This window comes from Fusobacterium sp. DD2, assembly GCF_018205345.1.
GTDB lineage: Bacteria > Fusobacteriota > Fusobacteriia > Fusobacteriales > Fusobacteriaceae > Fusobacterium_A.
This window is the reverse complement of record NZ_JADRHM010000026.1, coordinates 1-21,775: the sequence shown is the minus strand read 5'-3', so window position 1 is coordinate 21,775 and position 21,775 is coordinate 1. Positions and strand designations below refer to the sequence as shown.

The window sequence follows — 21,775 nt, the reverse complement described above, 5'->3', positions numbered from 1 at the left end:
GCGGAATGGAAAAGAAAAATTACAAAATTTTAAAGGAATACGCAGGGATAACAATAGGTTGTTTACTTTATGCCACTGCTTTAAACTATTTTTTTATAGCAAATCACCTTGCTGAAGGTGGTGTTACAGGGGTATGTTTAATTCTTTATTACCTTATTAAATTTCCTGTTAGTATTGCGTATTTTTTAATAAATATTCCATTGCTGTTAATAGGATGGAAATTTGTAGGACGTTCTTTTCTTTTCAAAACCATATATGGAACTTTGTGTATGTCAGCATTTATTGCACTTACTCATAATTTAAAGTATCCAACTGAAGATGTGATGCTTGCAGCAATTTATGGTGGACTTGTAATTGGGATGGGATTAGGAATTATCTTTATGATGAATGGATCAACAGGTGGAACTGATATAATTTCCATAGTATTAAATAAGTACTTTGATATCCCAATTGGAAGAACGCTTTTTATTATGGATTTGATAATTTTAAGTATCGCAGGTCTTATATTTGGACAAAGAATAGTGATGTACACCCTTATAGGAATGCTTATCTCATCAAAAACTGTAGATTATTTCCAGGAAGGGTTAAAGAAATCTAAAGGTGTTACTATAATATCCCATAAATATGAGATTCTAAGAGAGCGTATTATGAATGAAACTGGAAGAGGAATAACAATTATCAATGGAGAGGGTGGTTATAGTCACTCTGCTCTTCCTATAGTTTACTGCGTTGTAAGCAAATTTGAGCTTGGAAAACTTAAAAACATTGTGAGACAGACAGATCCCAAAGCCTTTGTAACTATTACAGATGTTTCTGAAGTGTTAGGTGAGGGATTTAATCCTTTGGATAATAAAAAGAAAAATTAAGGCAATAATCTTTCATAATGAAATTATACATGTTATAATAGACAAAGGAGGACCTAATGAAGGATAATATTGCATTAATTGGCTTTATGGGAAGTGGAAAAACAACCATAGGAAAGATATTAGCCAAATATCTTGATATGAAATTTATTGATATAGATAAAATGATAGCAGCACAGGAAAAAAAGAGCATCAATGAGATATTTGCTGAAAAGGGAGAACAGTATTTTAGACAGTTAGAAAGAGAGATAGTTCTTCATGAGTCTCTAAATAATAATATTGTTATCTCTACAGGTGGAGGTGTTATCATTGATAATGAAAACATCAAAAATCTCAAAGAAACCTCTTTTATTGTCTATCTTGATTGCACTGTAGAATGTATTTATGAAAGAGTAAAAAATAGTAAAACAAGACCACTTTTAAATGTTGAAAATATGTTTGAAAAAATAAAGGAATTACATGATAAAAGAGACTGGCTCTATAAAATTTCATGTGATTTCAGAGTTGATATAGATGTTGACAGCAATATGTATGATACAGCAGAAAAAATAAAAAAAGCATATATTGAAAGTTAATTATTACATAAAAACAAGGGGGATTTGGAAATGGTTAATGAGAACAGATTAAAAGGAAAAATTGCATTTATTACAGGTGCAACAAGTGGGATTGGAAGATCATGTGCAGTAAAATTAGCAGAATTTGGTATGAACTTGATTATTGCTGCAAGAAGAGAAAGCGTGCTTAATGAACTGAAGGAAAAACTTGAGAAAGAACATAAAATAAAAGTTTATGTTATGCCTCTTGATGTTAGAGATTCAAAAGCTGTTGTAGAAAAAATAAATGGACTTCTTGAAGAATGGAAAGCTATTGATATTTTAGTTAATAATGCTGGACTTGCTTTTGGACTTGATAAGCTATATCTAAATAGCAATGAAGATATTGATACTGTTTTTGATACAAATGTTAAAGGAATGTTATATGTAAATAATGCTGTTGTACCTTTAATGCTAAAAAGAGATGTACCTTGTACAATAATTAATATGGGATCTGTAGCTGGAGATGCTGCTTATGCTGGTGGAGCAGTTTACTGTGCTTCAAAGGCAGCAATTAAGACTTTATCAGATGGACTTAGAATAGACCTGGTTGACACTAAGATAAAGGTTACAGATATCAAACCAGGACTTGTAGAGACAAACTTTAGTATGATTAGATTCAAAGGAGATAAAGAAAGAGCTGAAAAAGTATATAAAGGAATAGAACCTTTAACTCCAGATGATATAGCTGACAGTGTTGCTTACGTCGCAAACCTTCCAGCTAATGTGCATATTGCAGAGATGACTATAGTATGTGCAAATCAAGCTGATGGTCGCGTTGTCCATAGACACAACTAAATGTATAAAATATAATAAAATCAAGCAAATAAAAAAGGAGTGTATACTCCTTTTTCTATTTATGTAATTTAATCCAGTCACAAAGCATGCCATCAAAAGCTATATGCCACTGTTTTTTGAATGGCTCAAAAATTATATCATAATTTATATTATATTTTTCCTTAAATTTTATTAAATCATTTTTATCTCCAAAAAGCTCTAGATGATCTTCATAAATGTCAAAGGTAAAATTAGAAATATCTACCTTTATATCTAATATATCTATTATGTAATGACTGTTGATGGCTTTACTTGTGAAATTTATTTCTCTTTTTAATTGATAACTTAATGCATCAGTTAACCCATATTTTTCAGATATTCCTCTGATACTGTATCCCTTTTTAAAAATCTTGAATGCATATTTGTATTGCTTATATGATTTATCAATATTATAATCTTTAATTGCATCTTCAACAGTGTATTTTATTTTATCAAGATTAAATATTTTTGCTGCTTTTTCTAAAGGGATAGTTCCTCTTGCGTAGTAAATCTTTCTAGCTGTACGAGGGTCTGCCATTTCATTTAATTCTTTTTTACTGTAAGTTTTTAAAATTTTATCGTATAGAATCATTGACATCACCTCCTTTAGTTTTTAAAATATAGTTGTAATAACAACACACCTAAAATTATTTATCAGCCTAACTTCAGATATCAATATACTTAAAATATGTGCTAACTTTGCTCTATCTTTTGTTTCTTTTAATAGTTTTATATACTCTATTAGCAATTTTGCATTGTCTTCTTGTTTTTCATTATTAAGAATTAAATTATTAAGTTCCTGTAATTTCTTTTCTGTGGTTGCTATATTATTTTTATTTTCAAGAGTAAATTTTTCAAAAAGTTCTTCAGAAATATAGCCATCAAGGTATTTTTTTAATAATTTTGTTTCATTTACTTTTAATTTATTCAACTCTTTTATGTAAAAATCTTTTCTTTTCTGATAATCAATTGCTTCTATATCTTCATTAAGTGTATTAAATTTAAAATTTAATATATTGTCGAGAACAAGTTTTTCCAAAAATTCCCTATCAACTACTCTTCTAACAGATGCAGTAGCAGAAGTTGCGTAGTATTCTTGCCTTCCATTTTCAGATGCCGCTGGATACATTCTATCACCAGTCCAGCAGTAAATATTATTTAAAATAAATTTACCTTTTTTATATTTTTTAGGCTTTTTCCTTTTTAAAGAATTAGCTAATTTGAAAGTATCTTCTGAAATTATTGGTTCATGTTGCCCTTTAATTGTTTCATAAGTTTTGTGATAAATTCTTTTATCATTAATCATTTCAGTTTCATTTACTTTTAATTTTCCTATATAAATGACATTGGAAAGGATCCGTGAAAGCCTTCTAGGATTTATATCAAATTTTTTACTGATATTCTGAATCGTATTACCTGCAATAAAAAGTTCATAAATTTCATTCACAATTTGAGCTTCTCTTTCATTGATAGATAACTTTCCACCGTCTTCAAGGTTATAACCAAAAGGAGCTTTCCCATTTGTCCATAGCCCTTCCTGTGTTTTAAATTTTAATCTGTACTTTATTCTTCTTCCTACTCTTTTACGTTCATGTACGTTTATAAGAGCTCTAATGTCATTACTGAATTCTACATCAATATCATCTTGAGTTAAAATACCTTCTTGCAAACTATGCAATTCTTTGTTGTTTTCATTTAGTGTATCCAGCAAAGACTTATAAGTTATAAAATCTCTAGTACTCCGAGATAACTCCCAGAGTACTAGGACATCAAACTTATCATTGTCTAGATCGTCTAACATTTTCAGGAATCCTTTTCTATCGTTTTTCTTTCCAGAAGCTATATCTCGATATATTTTAACAATATTAAAATTATGCTCATTGCAATAAGCACGACATTCACGCTCTTGTGCGTCAGGATCCTGAAACTTTGTAGACTCACGAATGTAAATGGCCGCTCTTTTTACACTTGAGCCTATTTCAAGTCCTCTATTATTCATTGCTTTTTATTTGACTTTAGAATTTCTATGATTTTTCTTGCAGCCACTAATTTTTCTTTATTGGTTAATTTATTATTTTTAACTACCATGACATCACCCCAAATTTAATTATTAAAAATATGACTATTAACATCAAATACAATTGGAAAAAATTTAGGTACACACCTTTTTTTTCTCTTATAACATCAGCTACTATATATGTAATTAGACATGATATTATCATCTGTATCATTACTTCACATCCTCTTCTGGAGGATATTTTGTTTTTCTATACAATCTTAGTTTATTAATATGTTTATTAAAATCTTCTTCACTTATACCTAATAATTGCAAATAATTAAGAGTAGCTGTTATAAGATCTAATCCTTCTTCTATTGTTAATCTCTTATTATGATTTCTAATTTCCAATTGGAGCTCAATCCATTCTTCGCACATTTTTAAACGTTGTACATGTATATCGTTCTGAAATTTAAAATTTAACAATTGATTTAAGTCCATTCTTCCTCCAGTTTTATTAATTTATCAATTTCTTTTTTTTCTATAATACTACATATTAAATCTATTATTTTTGTTAATGCATAGAAGCAGCAGAAAAAATAATAGATATGTATTTTATTTACATTAATTTCTCCAGCTACAAAATAAATTAGTGCATTTACTGCAGTTCCACAAATAGCAGCTTTATTAGCTATAAAATCTAATTTTGCATAAAAAGTAGTTCTGTTATTAGCATTTTTACATGTTATTAAATCATCTATCAATGTACTATATGCTACAAAATAAGCTCGGGATATTGCATTTAATGTATTACTTAGTAAAATAAGAAGTAATCCTAAATTTAAATTATAAAGTAATATTGTATATGCAGTTACTGTTATAAGTGTTTCCAGGTATTGTATTTTCATATATTTATTATTTAAAACACTTATTTTATGGTTAGCAAATGCTTCTTGAAGCTTGCATCTGTATAAATCCGCAATATAATTTACCAGTTTTATAATACTTGTCCACAAAGGTAAAGCAAATACTCCTAATAATAAATATAAGGCTGCTCCTGAACATGCAACATTGAAACTTGTAATTGCACAATTTATTTTTATTATTTTAAATAAATGTGTATATTTATAATTAATATTCTTGCTCCCTCCTTATTTTTGTGGTGGTGGTGTAGGTTTCCTAAAAGTATTTTTAGGTTTAATACGTTCAAGTTCATGTTCAAAATCCCAAATATTATCTTGAAAACGTTCTGTTGTATTTTCTAACTCTCCAATTCTTTCTTCGTGTTCTTTTAGTTCTTTAATTAAGTCATCAACTAATAGTTGTAGTTCAAGTAATTGTGATTCTCCAGATTCAATTGTTTCGTCTTTTACAATTACTTTTAATTCATATCCTTGAAGTCCATATTTATATGCAGCTTCCATCAAAGTTTTCACATCATATATATTTTTTACTCTTATTGCAGCACCTAGATTATTATTTTTCTTATCTGTTATTATCAGTTTTGCTTTCATTAACCTCACCTTCTTAGTAATTATTTAATTTGAAATAAAGCTTTAAATATTGCCTCTAAAACTGGAACACAAATACTATTCCCAGCTTGTTTATAGAGTGATCCATTCATATATTTTCTATTCAGTTTTTGTTCTTTGGCTGCTTTTTCAAAATCTTCATCTGTGAATCCCATTAATCGCCAACATTCTCTTTCAGTTAGATACCTATATTTTCCATTAGGAAGTTGTAATACTCCTGCATTTGGGCTTCGCATTTGCTTTGTTGTTATTGTATAACAGTAATCTTTAATTATTGGTACAGACAAAGATTTATTACAATTTATTTTTTTTAACATGGATGGTTGAGTTACTATGTATTTTGATAATTCTGTATCTTCTAAAAAATACTTTATGTGCTTCATTTGCTTTTTTTTAAGTTTGGAAAAATCAAATTTTTTATTTCCTAAAAGACTTATAACAAAAACCCGTTCTCGATTTTGTGGAATCCCAAAATTTTTAGCATTTAAAACAGAGTAATTACTTTTATATCCTAATTTTTCCATTTCATTTAAATATTTATTGAAGTTATGTTTCATATGCTTAGAAAGTACATTTTTAACATTTTCCCAAATAACAATTTTAGGCTTCCAAACTCCCATATTTTTAATTATTTTAATTGTTTCCCACATTAAACTACTTCTCGTATTGGTCCCTTCATCTGCACCTTTTTGTTTACCAGCAATACTAAAATCTTGACATGGACTACCATGAATCAAGATATCAGGGCACAAATTCCAACCTATAACGTTTTGTGGTTTTTTTAAATCATACTTAGCAAACATAGCATTATATGTTCTTACTGCTTTTTCATCAATTTCAACATAATCTATACTTTTATGTGGAATTTTTAGATTAATTAGGGCTCTTCGTGGGGCTCCAATCCCACCAAATAATTCTAATATTTTCATTGTATTTTCCTCCAAAGAAGTATTTTTATATTAAAAATTTTCTTTAATCATATATAAAGTCTAGTATCTTGTCTGATACTTCATTAAAATTAGTAATTATTTCAGGTGTAATAACAATAGTTGAACAATCTTTTCCTCTTAGTAATTCAAGTTCTATTCTTTTATCATCTATCATTATTTCTACGCAATAGTCTAAGTTAAAAGATCTAATTCTACCATTTTCAAATTTACAACTTATTAGCATTTTTCCTCCATTTCAAAATTTTCCATAAAATTTTATTTTCCAATTAAATATTTTTTTAAACCAAGCAATCATCTATCTCTCCATTTTCATTTTCATAAACTCTAACAACATTCCTACACCGCCTTGGAATTCTAAGGTAAAATTGCGTTTAACTGGATTAAAACTATATAACTTGTAACGTAATCTTGGTATAAGTTCTGGGCAATATTTAAGATTATATATTTTGCCATTATAATTAAACTGATAGAGATTCTTGCTAATGCTGGAGACTATAATATTAAATTGTAATAAAAATCTTTTTAACTTCAGCATTAGCATCACTCCCCTTTTAATAATAATTTCCATCTTTAAAGATCTTTTTATATTTTTCTATTTTCCCTTGTTTTTTCAATTCCCAGTATTTGCCACAAGTAGTTTTATATGTTCGAGAAAGCATTAAAGCGACATCATATGCTCCTAGTATGTCATACCATCCAACTAAATCAATCAATTCCAATCTTGTCCAGCTTTTACCACTCCTTGATAAATCAACATCCTCAGGAAAATCATACCAATGTTTCATAATATCATCTCCAGAAGTTTAAATAGGTATTTTTAAATTGCTTTTTTTAGCATTTTCATCTTCGATTGCTTCTATTTTTTCTTCAAGTTCCTTTAATATTTCTTTAAAAAATTTAACATCTTGTTTTGCTGTCTTAAGATCCCCTGCATCTATTTTTTTCAAGCAAGAATTTATCATTTTATTTGCTATTTTTTTTCTTTTCTTTACTGCAACAGCAGTATCAATTACTTTTATTTTTTCATTTTCATCATCAGTTTTATTTTCTAGAAGTTCCCGAATTTCAGTAGTATTTTTTATTCCTTTTTCCATTATATTTAAGGCCACTTGGGGACTAACATCCTTGTGAGTAAGTATTCTTACAGCTAACCCAGACAGGCTAGAAATATAATCGCGGTATTGAGGAGCTTGAAGATATAACTCGTTTGTCTTAAGAAGCTCGCTAACCTTATCTTTGGTTAAACCTAAATTCTGATACCAAGCCATAAAGCTCTCCCCTTTTTCTTGTAATCGTACTTTAACTTCGTAAAGTGCAGTACACATTTCATACTTTCCAGTGGCATACTTTTTAAAACTATTTACAATTATTTCTTCTCTTGCAACTATAAATTCTTTAGTGTCCTGATCTATTTCGAAACTTTCGAAATCAAAGGAAGACTTCCATGTTGCTTCTTCCATTTTAGCTTTAAGCTTATTCATTAGATTTTCTTTCCTGGTTAAATTATTACTCATTTTTTATCACTTCCAAGACTGGATAAAAGGTAGATTGTAATTCTATAGCTGCTCTTGATTTACTCTCCCAAATTGTTTTTCCCTGGTCAATCATCTTTGAAATTAGTGCAGATTGACGTATTGGAACAGAAAGATATATGAGATTTCCTAAAATATCTTTTAAGGATTCAAAATATACTTTTTCAAGACTGCATCTTCCAGTTCTATTAGGGATTATAGCTTTAACTTTTTCAGCTGGGACTGTATCAAGTAAAGTTAAGATAGAATTCATTGTAACCATATCTAAGAAAGTTGGGATAACAATCTTATCAGCTACACCTATAAAAATATTGTCTAAATTTAGTACTGGTGTAGAATCGATAAAGATATAGTCAAATTCTGTTTTAATAGTATCTATAAAAATCTCAAACTTGTGTTTTAGAGAGTCGTCTAAATTAACAGAATGAAAAGGGATATAGAATAGATTGTTTCTTAGCTCTATTAGTTCACTATTACCATTTAAAATCCATTCTTCAAGGTCAGCATGAGTATTTATATTCACACCAGCAAAATCAGGAATATTATTTTGAGAATCTGATGTTAAAATTAATACTTTTTTATTTTTAATTGCAAAGTGATGTGCCAGTTGGAGTGTGATCCAACTCTTACCAACACCTCCTTTATTTGCTTTAATTAATATTATTGCTGCCATTTGCATCAACTCCTAATAGTGATATTCCAAGAATAACTAGATCTTTATGATTTCCAGTTTTTGTAAAATGCTGAGTTATTTGTTTAATATCTGTGTCTGATTCAATTTTTTTACTGATAACGAAAGTTCCATTCCCAAATCCTTGGTAAGAATCAGAATCTCGATAGCAAAATGAAATAAAATATTTATAATTCAAGAAAATCAACTCCTATTTTATCCAAGTCATTTAATGTCAGCTTTTCCAAAGGATAGTCATCCTTTTTATAAGCATTCCAAATTGGGAGATTATTTTCTAAGAAATAATCTTTTTTTGATTTGTAGATCTTACCTGTTTTTTTATCTTTGAAAAAAAATCTCTCTCTGCATTTATGCTTTTCACGATAATCGACTATTGCATACATTAATTCTGTTTTATTAAAATCATATTCATCAGCTGCATGCATAAGGAAATCAATTTCATAATCCCGCATATCGAGTAGAAAGGGTTTATGAAACTGAATCTCTTTAAGAAATTGATCAAATGTCATATTTACCTCCCTTTTTATAGTCACTAGGTATTGGAGCTTTTATAACACCATTTTTTAAATCTCCCTTTTTGAATAAGAAAATGCGAGATAAGTCAAATATTAATTTTCCTGCAAATTTTTTATCAATTCCATCATAAGAGGTAGCATCAATTCCTAGTTCATTGCATAGATTTATTATTTGCTTATAAGATTCAACAGGTATATTTATAGTCTTACTCATTTACTCCCTCCTGAAAGTGCCTTTTTTAATTTTATTTCATACTCTTGAACTAGCTCAGGATATAAATTCTTATATATTTCAGTATCATGTTTGTATCGATTGATAGAATTATTTTTATTGTGACTGATTGTCCATAGATTGAGATAATAATTACAACGTTCTCTTAATTTTTTTCTTATCTCTTCAGGAGATGCTATATTTACTGGTTTTTCTTTTTCAAGAATCTTTTCTCTTTCTTTTTTAGTTATTTGCCTTTCTCCCTTTTTTAACTTTGAACTAAATAATGCAGCTATGTTCTTAACTCCTGGAGTTGATTTTAGATTTGAATATAATTCTACTAAGTAATCTATTACTTTTTGTTCACTTTGTTTTAGCAATAATTTTTTTATTGCTTTTTGATTGGTTAAGGTAAAATTAATATTAAATTCTTCTTTAAAAAGTTTTTCAAAAACATCAAGGTCATGTTCTTCATGATCATGATTTTTGTTAATTGTATTATTTGTTATATTATTTATTTGTAGTCGATGATTTTCTGCTAGCGGTTTAGCCGCTAACGGAAAATCGACTTTCGGTTGAGAACACTCAGAAATGCTATCTTTAGAATTTACAGCTTTATATAGTATTTTGTATGCATTTTCTTTATCATCAATATCATCTAAGAGTTCCTGTTCTATTTGTTCTGTGAAAGGAGTTGGGACTTCATAAATCATATAAAATGTTTCAACTACCTTTCCACTTTTTCTTATTTCAAAATAGTGGCAATAATTATTTGCTCTCAACTCTTTCAATGCTGCTTTACAAGAAGCTAGTCCATCACTTTTAGCTGTTGCAAGTTGCTCTAAAACAATCTTCCAGTCAGCAGGTAAACCAACTAAATAAGCTAGAAGTCCAGTAGCTTTAAAACTTAAGTTAGGATCATTTATTCCTGTTTTATCTATTTGTAAATAAGGGTTTTGTCTAGTTTTTATCTTAATAATAGCCATCATTCATCATCCTTTTTTAATGCAATTTTTTGAATCGTAAAATTTCCATTTTTGTGGTCTTTTTCAAAAATTTTTATATGTCTTAAAGCTTCCTCTTTGGTTGTAAAAGATATTAGAGGATAAGAATTATCACCAGCTACATAGCCACATACAACATAGATATCAACTAACATTTATTTGCCCCCTTTTTTCTTCCCAAATTTTCTAATTCAAGTGCTTTTTTTAGATTAAAATCTTTTCCATATTTTTCTATTAATTTTTGTAATTGAATACTGGTTGTTACCATAAAAATTCCTCCTGATTACTTGCTTAATCTGAGGAAGTATGATAGAATTAATTATAATATAACGATAGCCGTCATTATATTTAATTAGGGAGATTAAGAGATTAATCTCCTTTTATTATTCTTTCAACTTCCACTTTTTCAAATCTTGTCTTAAAAGAGCTTCCACAAATTTTGCATTTGTAGTATCTGATTAATTTACCTTTTTTTGTTTTTGTGCAATAACTTTTGAGTTTACTGTAACAATTTGGGCATCTAATCATTTATTGATTCTCCTTGAAATAATTTCTTTTTCAAAAGAAGAGTTTTCATCTCTGAGCTTTTCTCTAGTAATAGCTATATAGTTAATCAAAAATTCTCTATTCTGATCATCTATATTTTCCAGTTCCATTTCTTTTGTAAGAACTGTGTCAATAATCTTGTTAAACTTCAGTATAAAATCTTCAAATTTATCTTTTACTTCACTGTCAGATAAAACTTTTAAAAAATAGTTGTGCTGCTCTTTTGTCCATGTAATAATTTCGTGTAAATGTTTTCTTCGTTGGTCATCTATTTCATCTATTACCGATGAATGTCTTAGAGTCTCTTCAATAGTCATTACTCGTGATTGGAGATTCATACTTCTTTCCAGTTCTAAACTGGCATTAATTGGTTTAGCCATATTCCCTCCTTTTTACAAAATTAAAAGTTTATATAAGGTAAGTCCCTCATTGAAGGGTTGTTTTATCCCCTCCAAAAGGATATAATAAAATTGATGGGCTAGAGTATCCTTATGGAGGCGATTTAATGGATTTAAAATTAAAGTTTAATAAAGCAAGAAGTAATATGAGAAAAAGATTCACTACACATCTTTCTTTTAAAACAACTGAAGACAACTACGGTATAAAAACTGAAATTTTATTAGGAAATTCTGGTACTATTCTTTCAGTTGGCTTTGTAAAGTACACAGGAAATTATCAAGAAGATTACGTAAACAGCATGCTAGATGCTATTGAAAATTACGACAAAACTCTAATTGAAGATTAGTCAATAACTATAAAATCTAGCCCATTTTTAAATTTTTAAATTTGGTTTATATAAACTTTTAATATTTCAGCAAAGTTTTCATCAGATATTCCTAGCTCTTTCATTTTGTTATTTATCTTTTCCATAATTTCTAAAAAATTATTTAATTTATCCTTTTCATTCACTGGTAGGCTCATTTTTCTTGTCACCTCCTTTGGAAATTGGATTGTTGAATGGCTTATTCATAAGGGAAAGTAACGCCTTTATACAACAATTTTTTGGTAATTAATTCGCAGTATTTAAAAATATATTTGTTAAAAAATATATGTTTTGAAAAACATAATTCCAAATAATAATATTTTTGGTATAAAGCTTTGAGGTCGTTAGATTTAATTTTTTTGGCTTTTTTTAATTGTCGTTTCATTGATAACAAAAGTTTTTCTTGTTTAAAAGTTAGTTGACTTAAAATCAGTTCCATGCTGTCAATTCTATGAGCCAACTTTAAGTACGAAATAGAATCAATTTTTTTCATATTTTGTTTTAATTTCTTTTTCTCATGTAATACCTCCTAATATTTTGTGATGAATTATAGATAATTAGGAGAATAGGACTAACTATTCCCTATATAAAAATGAAAACTAATCTACTGAATACCCCTTTAATTTTTCTATAATTTCTTGTTTAAGCTCATCACCAATTCTAAGTTTACCTTTCAGAATAACTCCAGCTATTAAATATGTTTCTATAAGCTTGTCTAAATTCTCCTCTTTTCTAGTAACTATTTCTGCTAAAAGTTCATTAGTGTTAAATTGTTTTAAAACTTGTTCTTTTGAAAAAATAATATCTGTCATTTTTATTCCTCCTTTCTTTACTTTTTGCAAAATAGATGATATAATTCAAGTATCAACCCGTAAGGGACTTAAAATGTGTAAAAAAATTAAGCTTAGAATACTAGCCCTAATAGTTTTATTGGGGCTTTTATTCTGCCCTTAAGCAAGACAGAAATTACACATTTTAAGGAGGTACTACTATGTACATTACTATCAACATTAACACAATTAACGGAGGACTATTTATAGCCTTTTGTATAATTGCTTGGTGGTGGTATAAAAACAGGTAGTCACCTCACACCCTACGGGGTCTTTTTTATTTTTTGGAGCTTTCTTAAATATTTTTTAAAAATGTTTAATTCATCACCTCCATATTTTTGGTTATATTCAATTGCCAATGTTCAATAAAAATCATTGATACAATGGTTGTTGAATATGATATAAATGGTTAATAGTTTATTTAATTTTGAAAATATCAGGAAATAAATTTAAAATTATTTTTCGATAAGTATGTAAATTTATTTACTTACTTATTTACTTAATAACATTTCCAAAAATTTTGTACTAGAAATATTAAGAGCATTACTCCAAGCAATGATAGATTTTAATGTGGGAGTTCCACCGTTTTCCCAATATTTTAGCTGTGTAGAAACTGTTTGTTTTCTTATTTTTAATTTTTTAGATAAGAAGGTTTGAGAAATGTTATTTTTTTTTAGATATTTTTTTAAAGTCATATTTCCTCCTTTGTAAATACTTTTACTTACTGTGATTATAAAACATTTATTTTGATATGTCAATATAATTACTTACATTTTTTTTTAAAATAATAAATAAATTTACTTACTTTTTCTTATGAAATTGGGTATAATTAATGCTAGGAGGGTATCATGAAGTCAGGAGAATTTTTAAAAAAATGCAGAATAAAATTAGGACTTTCATTAAGAGCTTTAAGTGGAGCGTCAGGTGTATCTCATACTCAGATAGCAGACTTAGAAAATGGTGTAAACTTTGGTACTTACGAAAAAATAGATAAAATCTTAGATGCTTTGAAGTTAACATCAGAAGAAAAGGAGTTATATTATAGGATGAGAGATCTTGAAAAAACTCCTGTGTCTGTGAAAGAAGAACTTGAAAAGTTACAAAGACAAGTCAATTATTATAAAAATATGAAACTCGATTCTAATGCAGAGATAGAATTTAAAAGAAAAATTATACCTATATATAGTAATATATGTGCAGGAAATGGTGGCTGTGAAGCAGATATAATTAGTCATATTACTGTACCAGTAGATGGTATTTTTACTGGAGATGTATTTGCAGTAAGAGTAGATGGGGATAGTATGGAGCATACAATAGAGGATAAATCTATTGTGTTCATAAAAAAAGATGTAGAAGTACCTAATAATCGTATAGGGGCATTTATTCTAAATAATGAGTCTTATCTAAAAAGATTGTGTAAAATGGGAGATAGTATATTTTTAAGGAGTGACAACAGGGATTATCCAGATATTCATGTACAACCAAATGATGACTTTATTGTTGTTGGGAGATATATTGGGACTATTATGAATACTGATGAATGATATGAAGATATGTATATTTTTACGGACATTTAAAATTTTATTAAATTAAAACAAGAGGAAAAATGAAAGCTGGAGAATATATCAAATCGATTAGAAAACAGAGGGGATTATCATTAAGGCAAGTTGCTTATAAGACAGGATTATCTCACAGTTATATTTCAGACATTGAAAAGGGGAACTTAGTTGGAACTAATGAAACTCATGAAAAAATACTGAGTGGATTAAATTTCAATGAACAAGAAAAAAATCATTTTTATCAATTATTAATTGAGGATAAAGCAGTTCCACCATATATTGTTGAAAAAATAAAAAAATTGGAAAAAGAAATTGAAAATTTGAATAAAGATTCTATTACTAATGTACATGTAACAGAAAAAAATAAAAAAATTCCAGTTTTTAGTAATATATGTGCAGGAAATGGTGGCTGTGAAGCAGATATAATTAGTCATATTACTGTACCAGTAGATGGTATTTTTACTGGAGATGTATTTGCAGTAAGAGTAGATGGGGATAGTATGGAGCATACAATAGAGGATAAATCTATTGTGTTTATAAAGAAAGATGTAGAAGTCCCTAATAATCGTATAGGGGCATTTATTCTAAATAATGAGTCTTATCTAAAAAGATTGTGTAAAATGGGAGATAGTATATTTTTAAGGAGTGACAACAGGGATTATCCAGATATTCATGTACAACCAAGTGACGACTTTATTGTTGTTGGGAGATATATTGGGACTATTATGAATACTGATGAATAAAAGGTAGAGTAGTAAAAAAGAATATAGGAGATATTTTGAGTACTTTAGCTATTATTGTAAAAAAATTAAGAGAAGAGAAAGGAATCAGTCAACTGGAACTTGCAAAGAAAGCTGGTATTGGTAGCGGAACACTTGGAGATATTGAAACTGGTAGAAGTCGTGGCAGTAGAAAAACTCTAGATAAAATTATAAAGGCTCTACAGTTAAACGAAACTGAGAGATTGAAAATAGATTCTGCTTTTTTAGGAAGGGATTTATCAAACGTGCATAGAATAGGTGATACTCTAATTAAAATTCCAGTTCGTGCAATCACCTCTGCAGGTAATGGATGCCTTAATTTTGAAGAAAATATAAAATCAATTGCAATTAGAAAAAATGGATTTGATTCCAATTGTTATTTGATAGAAGTTTCAGGAACATCTATGGAACCACTTATTCAAGATGGAGCATATATAGTAGTGGATCCAAGAGAAGTTGATATTATTGATGGAAAAATATATGTGGTTACTTTTGATGGTCAAACATACATAAAGAAAGTTTTTAGAAATGAACAACTTAAAGCAATAATATTAAAAAGTGTCAATCCACAATTTGAAGATATCTATATAGTGGAAGAAATGTTAAATGGGTTTTCTGTTAAAGGAAGAGCAGTTAAGTTTATATTAGAGGGAAAGTTATAAAATAATATGTGTGGAGAGGATTATTTATGAAAAAAATGTTATTATCAGTTTTTATTCTATTTTCAGTTCTTGCTATTGCTGCTCAAACTGTTTACATCACACCAAAAGGTAAAAAATATCATTCAACTAAAAATTGTAGGACATTGTCAAGAAGCAAAAATATTATGGAAGTTGATATTTCTGAAGTAGGGAATAGGACTCCTTGTAAGGTTTGTTACTAAATTATTTTGGGGAAATAAAAAATTAGTTTTATAAAACTTTTTATAAATATTTTTGGAGGAATTTAAGTGAAAATACAATATATCAGTACTAGAATAGAAGCAGAGCAAACTAAAAAAATTAATGAAAATATATTTTTATTTAGTAAATTGTCTTCTCCTTTTTCTTTAGATAGTTTCGATATAAATATTATAGATTTTAATTATATTTGGAAAAATTCAAATTCGGAAAATATTTTAAAAATAGATGTTATTAATGATATTGATAGTCTAAAAGACATGATACAAAATAGTAAAAATACAAAATTTATTATTTTTTATCCTCAAAATGAAAGATATGAATATAAAACAGTAAAAGGAATGGTTTGGAGAGACGAAAAAAAATTATTAAAAGATATGATTCCACAAGTTTCAGAGATAATTTCTTATCTTTTAAAAATTGACAAGGAAGTTAAAATACTATATGAAAGAACAGCAACTGTGATTGATAATAATATTGTTCTAATGGCTGATTTTTGCTTTAATGAAAAAAAGGAAGTCTTAACAAAATCTTCTTCAGATAAAGCAACAACAATAAAATTTAATGAACGAGTATATTTAACTACTTTAAACTTTGAAAGGATTTTCAATAAAGAATTCCAAGAAAGTATTATTCCTTTTTTAAAAAAAATAAAATTAATAGAGGAGAAATCAACTGTACCAGATTGGCTTGAAACTATTAATTTTCTTAATGATAAAGAAGAAAAAGAAAAAATAAAAGAAAATAATAAAATTATAAATAAAGCTCAAGAAGAAATAGAGACATCTAAGAAAATTTTAGATAAAAATTTATATTACAAGTCTATTCTTTATGCAACTGGTGATGAATTGGTAAAAGTAGTTTTTGATATCTTGGGTGATATATTAGACTATAACTTAAATAATTTTACAGACGAAAGAAAAGAAGACTTTTTAATAAAAAAGGAAAATATAACTTTTATCGGAGAAATAAAGGGAGTTAATGGATCTGTAAAAAATGCAAATATATCACAATTGGATAATCACTATAATATGTATATAGATAAATTAAATGATGAAAATAAGGAAGAGAATGTAAAAGCATTATTAATTATTAATTACAATAGGAATTCTCCTATTAATGAAAGAAATGAAATTCATGAAAATCAAATAAATTTAGCAGAAAGAAATAAGAGTTTGATTATACCAACATATGACTTGTTAAAGTTATATGAAGCATTTAAGCAACATAGAATATCCTCAGATGAAATTGAGAAGATGTTTATAGATAAGATAGGTGTTTTTAAATACATATAATTAACAAAGAGTATAAGGATTTTAGGAAATAAAAAATAATACAGATACTACTATTTACCGCATTAATTAGGAAAAAATATATTAGGACTATTATGAATATTAATGGATAGTAAAATAGAACTAACTCTATGCACTAGATATTCATATAGAAAAGCAATGATGAAATTGCTATTATAGAAATAGTTTAAAAAATACAAGGAGGTAAGAATATGTCTAATAAAAAACAAAATTCGAATAGAGTACAACCTTTAAACGAAGGGCTTAATGTAGTTAAAATAAAAAATATTCAAAATAAAAAGAAAAAAGCTATGAATAATAACACTGAAAAAGAGAAATAATATTAGATATAAGGAGTTAAACTGATGAAAAGCGATAAAGAAAAGATACATACTAAGAAAAAAGAACTCAGAAAAAAAACAAGAACAGAAACTCTTAATTTTTCTTTAAATCCTTATTATTTTCGTAAAAAAAAGCATAAGCAATCTAAAAAAAAGAAGAAATCATAAATATAAAATTTTTTAGGGGTGAAAAGCCAAATGGATTATCAATTATTAGACTATGGTTTTCTTCTATTTCCAGGAGTTGTATCCGTAGCTCTACTACAACTTTTAAATTCAAAAAGGAAGAGTTATACAAGTATTGAAATTGTATTTTATTCTTTCATATTGGGAGTTTTAATAAGAATAGTATCAACAGTGTTTCTTTTTCACCAAAAACCAGATAATTTTTTTAATATAAATAATATTTTAAAGTCTGGAAAGTTTGATATATTTGAATTTATTCTAAATATAGGAATAGGAATATTTATAGCTTTATTGCTATCATATATAAGAAATTTAGGAAGTTTAAATGAGTATTTACAAAACTATGATGTTACTTATAATCATGGTTTTGAAAATCTTTTAGATTGGATTATAAATTCTCCAAGTGATTTTCCAAATGAAATGAAAAAAAGAACAGTTGTAGTCAAGAATTATTCAAATGGTGAATTATATTTTTATGGTGATTTAATAGGGCAAGAAATACATGAGAATTTTATTGAAATCCTGCTCTATAATGAAAAAAATGATAAATATCAATATATTCAATTAAAACCAGGTGAATTTTATATAGAATTTATAGAAGAATCGTGTGAATCTAATAATAAGGGAAATGAACTGTCTGAAGATGATGAAGCATCTTCAGAAGAAGGCAGTACTGTTGTAGATCAAAAAAAAATAATACCTACTTTATTTTATACTTTATTATTATTTATTTGTTTTATAAATATAAAAGAATTGATTAAATTTTATGAAAGTATATCGCTGTGTAATATATTAATTTTTATTATTAGTTGGCTATTTGTAATAATAATACAAAAATTGAAATTAATAGAAAAATTAAAACTAATACGAAAATTACTTAAGAACATAAACAAATGAATAAGATATATAGGAGAAGATAGTTTTCTTATATCAACTAAATTTTTATTAAAAATATAAAAATTATATATCCTGGTATGGCAAAAGAAAAGTTTTAGATATTATTGATAAAAAGATGATACAGACAGAATTCTTAGGAGGTGTCATCTGGATATATTAAAATTGATAAACATCGTGGTAGTAGAAAATTGTAGTAAAATTCATATTAGAGGAGAGATTATGAATAAATTAGAAAAAGCAGCTGCTGATTATGAAGATAATGGTGGGAAATTAGCAATTAGGGGATATAATTTTCAAACATATGCAGCCATTTTTTTTATGATGGCACTCCATAAACATGGATATCAATTTAAACTTGCAGCAGAAAAAACAGATGATATATGGCTTGAAAACTTAACATTGAATAAAAAATATAAAATGCAAGTAAAATCAGAAAAGTTAACCCCAAATAAAATTATTACTTCTAATAAAGATAACGACAGGTCAATTTTATGGAAATTAGTTTTAAATAGTGAACCGCATGATTACATTACTTTAGTATTTGGGCAAGAAAGAGGAGATAACCTAAAAAAAATATGTAAAAATATTGATGTAAATTTAGGGATACCTAGTTTTACTTTAGATTCTGAACGATATGAAAAAGATATGTTATCTAAAACAGACAAACAAAATTATAAGAAAGTTAAAGATTTATTAGATGAATATCAATATCCACAAAATAAATTAATATTTCATGAACTCCCATTTACAGTTAAATCGGATAATTGTTTTAATTATTTATGCTCTTATTGTTCAAATGATTATGAGCACCAGTTAGAGAAAATTCAAATGAGTAAAGAACAAATATATAGCATTGCTGGAACTATATATCATGCAATTGATGAAAGTTCACAAATTGAATTTTTTACTAATATGATATTTGAGAGTGTACAAAATAAAAATGAAAAAGATAAGTTTACTGAATTAATTATAAAAAATATAGAATCTTATAAAGGACCTATATGGCATCGAAAATTAATGAATGTTAAAGGAGAATATTTAGAAAATAGAATTTTATATCACGAAATATTAAGTTTTATAAAAATAGATGATAGTCTATGTGATATTTCATTTATAGATTATTTTAATCAAAATCTCAAATTAATAGAAATGAATTTAGATGAAATTCAGAAAAAAAGGATTAACATTTACATTATTACATGGTATATTATAGATAAAATTGTAGAAAAGGAGATTGGAGAATATGATAATTAAAATTAATAATTTTAAGATTATAGAAATTAGTACCCAAAAATTTGGGAATTTTGTATTCTCAGACTCTGTAAATATAATTTCAGGAAATAATAAACAAGGAAAATCAACTCTGATCAAGTCTATTATGTATACTTTGGGATTTTCTGTAAAAAAATGGGCGGATAACTTTGATAGAAAAGATTTTATTTATATACTGAATATTAATATTGGAGATAGAACACATGAGATTATTCGCATGAGTGATAAGGCTTGGTTTATCAACGAAAAAGTATATGACTTAAGTGATTATAGAAAATTTTTAAAACATGAATTGAATATTACTTCAGAGTTGATAGGGAAAGATACACATAGCCATATTCCTTATCCTACTGATTTATTTTTATTTAATTATGTTGATCAAGATGATTCCTATAATGATTTATTTAAAGGGAATCATCAGTCAAGAACAATGTATGACAAAAATGAATTAGAAAAAATATATAAAGAATATATAGGATTGTCAAATGATGATATCTTAAAATTACAAAATTATGTAAAAGTATTAAGAAATGAAAAGAATGATTTAATAAATAAACAAAAATTATTAAAAAATTTATTAGAAAAACATGAAACTAAAAAACTAGAACTCATTAGTTTTAGTGTAGAAGAATATAAGAAAGAAATAGAAAAAATAGAAACTTCAATAAATGAGTTTTTATTAGAAAGAAATAAACTAGAGAGGGAAAAATTTAAGATTTTAAACAACTTAAAAGAATACGATTTTGAGAAAATTCAACTTGAAAATTTGTATGATGAGTTAGAGAAAAATACCGCTAGTGTAAAATGTAAATTTTGTAACTCCAAGTTAAATCAAACATTTGAACAGAGGTATGAGCGAGAATTAAGTAAAACATCAATAGTCGTTCAATATGTAGAATTGAAAAATTTGATAAAAGAAGAGGAAAATAAACTCAAAAAAAATAATGAAAAAATAGAAATATGTGAAAAAAAATTACTGGAAATTCAGGAGCTTTTTAGTAATTCAAAGTCGAATTTAAAATTTGCTGAAATAATTGAAAATAATGTAAAATTTGGCATAATTAGGGGACTAAATGATGAATACACATACAATGCAAATCAAATTGATGATAAAGAAAGATTAATTTCAGATACAAAAAAAAATATAGATGTGATGAAAAAAGAACAAGAAGAATATGAAAAGGAAATAAAAAATTTCTATCATGCTAAAATAAAAGAAGTGAATAGTTTATTTCCACAAGATGATGCTTCTTATTTTGAAAATAGATTTATGATGTTTCAAAATAAGAAAACTGGTTCAGATAGTAATATATCGTTAGTTATTGGTTATTATATATACTTTTCTATTCTAGTGAAATACTCTAAGATAAAATTTCCAATAATTTGGGATACATTCATAAAAGAAGCATTAGATACTTCGAATGCGGAAGGACTAGAGAAATTAATTAATGAACATGTATTAAAACTAAATACTCAAATTATTTGTTCTAATATACCTGAAACAGATAAAGATATAAAGATTAAAAATATTGAGAAATACAATGTAATTGAAATAAAAGAGGAAATCTGTAATACAGCACTTGGAGATACAGAAAAAGAATTACTAGATAAGATATTCTATATTTTAAAATAAGAAGTTTTAAAGCTTATTTACGGCTACGAATAGTAAATTTTAACAAGAGGAAAGAACTGTTATAAACGATTATTCTTTATAGCAGTTCTTTTA

34 protein-coding genes are annotated in these 21,775 nt (G+C 26.9%); 14 read left to right on the top strand and 20 right to left on the bottom strand.

Going from position 1 to position 21,775, the window contains the following annotated elements:
- Positions 1–5: 5 nt before the first annotated feature.
- From IX290_RS05665 to IX290_RS05655, 3 genes are read left to right on the top strand one after another with little or no spacing between them, the layout of a single operon-like run.
- Entirely contained in the window at positions 6–866 is an 861-nt protein-coding gene (locus tag IX290_RS05665; RefSeq protein WP_211492241.1) for a YitT family protein, read from the top strand.
- Between the two features lie 56 nt (positions 867–922).
- Positions 923–1,438 (top strand): shikimate kinase, encoded by a 516-nt coding sequence (locus IX290_RS05660; RefSeq protein ID WP_211492240.1) that lies wholly within the window; start codon positions 923–925, stop codon positions 1,436–1,438.
- 30 nt (positions 1,439–1,468) lie between these two features.
- Positions 1,469–2,254, top strand: a complete 786-nt coding sequence (locus IX290_RS05655; RefSeq protein WP_211492239.1) for an SDR family NAD(P)-dependent oxidoreductase — start codon at positions 1,469–1,471, stop codon at positions 2,252–2,254.
- 55 nt (positions 2,255–2,309) lie between these two features.
- Here the strand turns inward: IX290_RS05655 and IX290_RS05650 are convergent, their stop codons facing one another.
- The 16 genes from IX290_RS05650 to IX290_RS05575 all read right to left on the bottom strand — a co-directional run bounded on the left by IX290_RS05650 (position 2,310) and on the right by IX290_RS05575 (position 11,629).
- Positions 2,310–2,864, bottom strand: coding sequence for a hypothetical protein (locus IX290_RS05650; RefSeq protein ID WP_211492238.1), 555 nt, complete (start codon positions 2,862–2,864; stop codon positions 2,310–2,312).
- A 21-nt stretch (positions 2,865–2,885) separates the two neighbouring features.
- A complete protein-coding gene (locus IX290_RS05645; protein WP_211492237.1) occupies positions 2,886–4,271 on the bottom strand; it encodes a recombinase family protein in 1,386 nt (461 codons plus the stop codon).
- Between the two features lie 231 nt (positions 4,272–4,502).
- Positions 4,503–4,769, bottom strand: a complete 267-nt coding sequence (locus tag IX290_RS05640) for a hypothetical protein (RefSeq protein ID WP_211492236.1) — start codon at positions 4,767–4,769, stop codon at positions 4,503–4,505.
- Positions 4,760–5,176, bottom strand: a complete 417-nt coding sequence (locus IX290_RS05635; RefSeq protein ID WP_211492235.1) for a hypothetical protein — start codon at positions 5,174–5,176, stop codon at positions 4,760–4,762. Before IX290_RS05635 ends, IX290_RS05640 begins: the two co-directional genes overlap by 10 nt.
- Before the next feature lie 243 nt (positions 5,177–5,419).
- Positions 5,420–5,782 (bottom strand): hypothetical protein, encoded by a 363-nt coding sequence (locus IX290_RS05630; protein WP_211492234.1) that lies wholly within the window; start codon positions 5,780–5,782, stop codon positions 5,420–5,422.
- A gap of 20 nt (positions 5,783–5,802) precedes the next feature.
- On the bottom strand, positions 5,803–6,729 hold the full coding sequence (gene dcm, locus IX290_RS05625) for a DNA (cytosine-5-)-methyltransferase (RefSeq protein WP_211492233.1): 927 nt from the start codon (positions 6,727–6,729) through the stop codon (positions 5,803–5,805).
- 43 nt (positions 6,730–6,772) lie between these two features.
- On the bottom strand, positions 6,773–6,973 hold the full coding sequence (locus tag IX290_RS05620) for a hypothetical protein (RefSeq protein ID WP_211492232.1): 201 nt from the start codon (positions 6,971–6,973) through the stop codon (positions 6,773–6,775).
- Positions 6,974–7,301: 328 nt separating this feature from the next.
- Positions 7,302–7,535 (bottom strand): hypothetical protein, encoded by a 234-nt coding sequence (locus IX290_RS05615; protein WP_211492231.1) that lies wholly within the window; start codon positions 7,533–7,535, stop codon positions 7,302–7,304.
- A gap of 18 nt (positions 7,536–7,553) precedes the next feature.
- Positions 7,554–8,264 (bottom strand): hypothetical protein, encoded by a 711-nt coding sequence (locus IX290_RS05610; protein ID WP_211492230.1) that lies wholly within the window; start codon positions 8,262–8,264, stop codon positions 7,554–7,556.
- Positions 8,257–8,955, bottom strand: a complete 699-nt coding sequence (locus tag IX290_RS05605; protein ID WP_211492229.1) for a ParA family protein — start codon at positions 8,953–8,955, stop codon at positions 8,257–8,259. The genes IX290_RS05610 and IX290_RS05605 overlap by 8 nt, the downstream gene beginning before the upstream one ends.
- 185 nt (positions 8,956–9,140) lie before the next feature.
- The gene (locus IX290_RS05600) at positions 9,141–9,482 is read right to left on the bottom strand and encodes a hypothetical protein (RefSeq protein WP_211492228.1); all 342 of its coding nucleotides are present in this window, start codon (positions 9,480–9,482) and stop codon (positions 9,141–9,143) included.
- Complete coding sequence (locus IX290_RS05595) at positions 9,472–9,702, bottom strand: hypothetical protein (protein WP_211492227.1); 231 nt, start codon at positions 9,700–9,702, stop codon at positions 9,472–9,474. Before IX290_RS05595 ends, IX290_RS05600 begins: the two co-directional genes overlap by 11 nt.
- A complete protein-coding gene (locus tag IX290_RS05590) occupies positions 9,699–10,685 on the bottom strand; it encodes a replication protein (protein WP_211492226.1) in 987 nt (328 codons plus the stop codon). Before IX290_RS05590 ends, IX290_RS05595 begins: the two co-directional genes overlap by 4 nt.
- A complete protein-coding gene (locus IX290_RS05585; protein WP_211492225.1) occupies positions 10,685–10,858 on the bottom strand; it encodes a hypothetical protein in 174 nt (57 codons plus the stop codon). Before IX290_RS05585 ends, IX290_RS05590 begins: the two co-directional genes overlap by 1 nt.
- Before the next feature lie 214 nt (positions 10,859–11,072).
- Positions 11,073–11,231 (bottom strand): hypothetical protein, encoded by a 159-nt coding sequence (locus IX290_RS05580; RefSeq protein WP_211492224.1) that lies wholly within the window; start codon positions 11,229–11,231, stop codon positions 11,073–11,075.
- Entirely contained in the window at positions 11,228–11,629 is a 402-nt protein-coding gene (locus IX290_RS05575; protein ID WP_211492223.1) for a hypothetical protein, read from the bottom strand. The genes IX290_RS05580 and IX290_RS05575 overlap by 4 nt, the downstream gene beginning before the upstream one ends.
- A 125-nt stretch (positions 11,630–11,754) precedes the next feature.
- On the opposite strand from IX290_RS05575, the gene IX290_RS05570 reads away from it, so the two are divergent.
- On the top strand, positions 11,755–11,994 hold the full coding sequence (locus IX290_RS05570) for a hypothetical protein (protein ID WP_211492222.1): 240 nt from the start codon (positions 11,755–11,757) through the stop codon (positions 11,992–11,994).
- A gap of 35 nt (positions 11,995–12,029) precedes the next feature.
- Here the strand turns inward: IX290_RS05570 and IX290_RS05565 are convergent, their stop codons facing one another.
- The 4 genes from IX290_RS05565 to IX290_RS05550 form a co-directional block, all read right to left on the bottom strand.
- A complete protein-coding gene (locus IX290_RS05565; protein WP_211492221.1) occupies positions 12,030–12,170 on the bottom strand; it encodes a hypothetical protein in 141 nt (46 codons plus the stop codon).
- A 41-nt stretch (positions 12,171–12,211) separates the two neighbouring features.
- On the bottom strand, positions 12,212–12,505 hold the full coding sequence (locus IX290_RS05560; RefSeq protein WP_211492220.1) for a hypothetical protein: 294 nt from the start codon (positions 12,503–12,505) through the stop codon (positions 12,212–12,214).
- Positions 12,506–12,611: 106 nt separating this feature from the next.
- Positions 12,612–12,824: a hypothetical protein gene (locus tag IX290_RS05555; protein WP_211492219.1), complete on the bottom strand. Its 213-nt coding sequence runs from the start codon at positions 12,822–12,824 to the stop codon at positions 12,612–12,614.
- Between the two features lie 509 nt (positions 12,825–13,333).
- Positions 13,334–13,537, bottom strand: a complete 204-nt coding sequence (locus IX290_RS05550; protein ID WP_211492218.1) for a helix-turn-helix transcriptional regulator — start codon at positions 13,535–13,537, stop codon at positions 13,334–13,336.
- Positions 13,538–13,690: 153 nt separating this feature from the next.
- Between IX290_RS05550 and IX290_RS05545 the strand changes: the two genes are divergently transcribed.
- From IX290_RS05545 to IX290_RS05505, 10 genes are all read left to right on the top strand, one after another.
- On the top strand, positions 13,691–14,386 hold the full coding sequence (locus IX290_RS05545) for an XRE family transcriptional regulator (RefSeq protein WP_211492217.1): 696 nt from the start codon (positions 13,691–13,693) through the stop codon (positions 14,384–14,386).
- Positions 14,387–14,448: 62 nt separating this feature from the next.
- A complete protein-coding gene (locus IX290_RS05540; protein ID WP_211492216.1) occupies positions 14,449–15,144 on the top strand; it encodes an XRE family transcriptional regulator in 696 nt (231 codons plus the stop codon).
- A gap of 35 nt (positions 15,145–15,179) precedes the next feature.
- Complete coding sequence (locus tag IX290_RS05535; RefSeq protein ID WP_211492215.1) at positions 15,180–15,824, top strand: XRE family transcriptional regulator; 645 nt, start codon at positions 15,180–15,182, stop codon at positions 15,822–15,824.
- 26 nt (positions 15,825–15,850) lie between these two features.
- The gene (locus tag IX290_RS05530) at positions 15,851–16,045 is read left to right on the top strand and encodes a hypothetical protein (protein ID WP_211492214.1); all 195 of its coding nucleotides are present in this window, start codon (positions 15,851–15,853) and stop codon (positions 16,043–16,045) included.
- Positions 16,046–16,111: 66 nt separating this feature from the next.
- Positions 16,112–17,356, top strand: coding sequence for a hypothetical protein (locus IX290_RS05525; protein WP_211492213.1), 1,245 nt, complete (start codon positions 16,112–16,114; stop codon positions 17,354–17,356).
- Positions 17,357–17,565: 209 nt separating this feature from the next.
- Positions 17,566–17,694: a hypothetical protein gene (locus IX290_RS11750; RefSeq protein WP_256436450.1), complete on the top strand. Its 129-nt coding sequence runs from the start codon at positions 17,566–17,568 to the stop codon at positions 17,692–17,694.
- Between the two features lie 24 nt (positions 17,695–17,718).
- Positions 17,719–17,862, top strand: a complete 144-nt coding sequence (locus IX290_RS05520; RefSeq protein WP_211492212.1) for a hypothetical protein — start codon at positions 17,719–17,721, stop codon at positions 17,860–17,862.
- Positions 17,863–17,892: 30 nt separating this feature from the next.
- Positions 17,893–18,777 (top strand): hypothetical protein, encoded by an 885-nt coding sequence (locus IX290_RS05515; protein WP_211492211.1) that lies wholly within the window; start codon positions 17,893–17,895, stop codon positions 18,775–18,777.
- Positions 18,778–18,996: 219 nt separating this feature from the next.
- On the top strand, positions 18,997–20,031 hold the full coding sequence (locus IX290_RS05510) for a dsDNA nuclease domain-containing protein (protein WP_211492210.1): 1,035 nt from the start codon (positions 18,997–18,999) through the stop codon (positions 20,029–20,031).
- Positions 20,021–21,682: an AAA family ATPase gene (locus IX290_RS05505; RefSeq protein WP_211492209.1), complete on the top strand. Its 1,662-nt coding sequence runs from the start codon at positions 20,021–20,023 to the stop codon at positions 21,680–21,682. The genes IX290_RS05510 and IX290_RS05505 overlap by 11 nt, the downstream gene beginning before the upstream one ends.
- Positions 21,683–21,775: the final 93 nt, after the last annotated feature.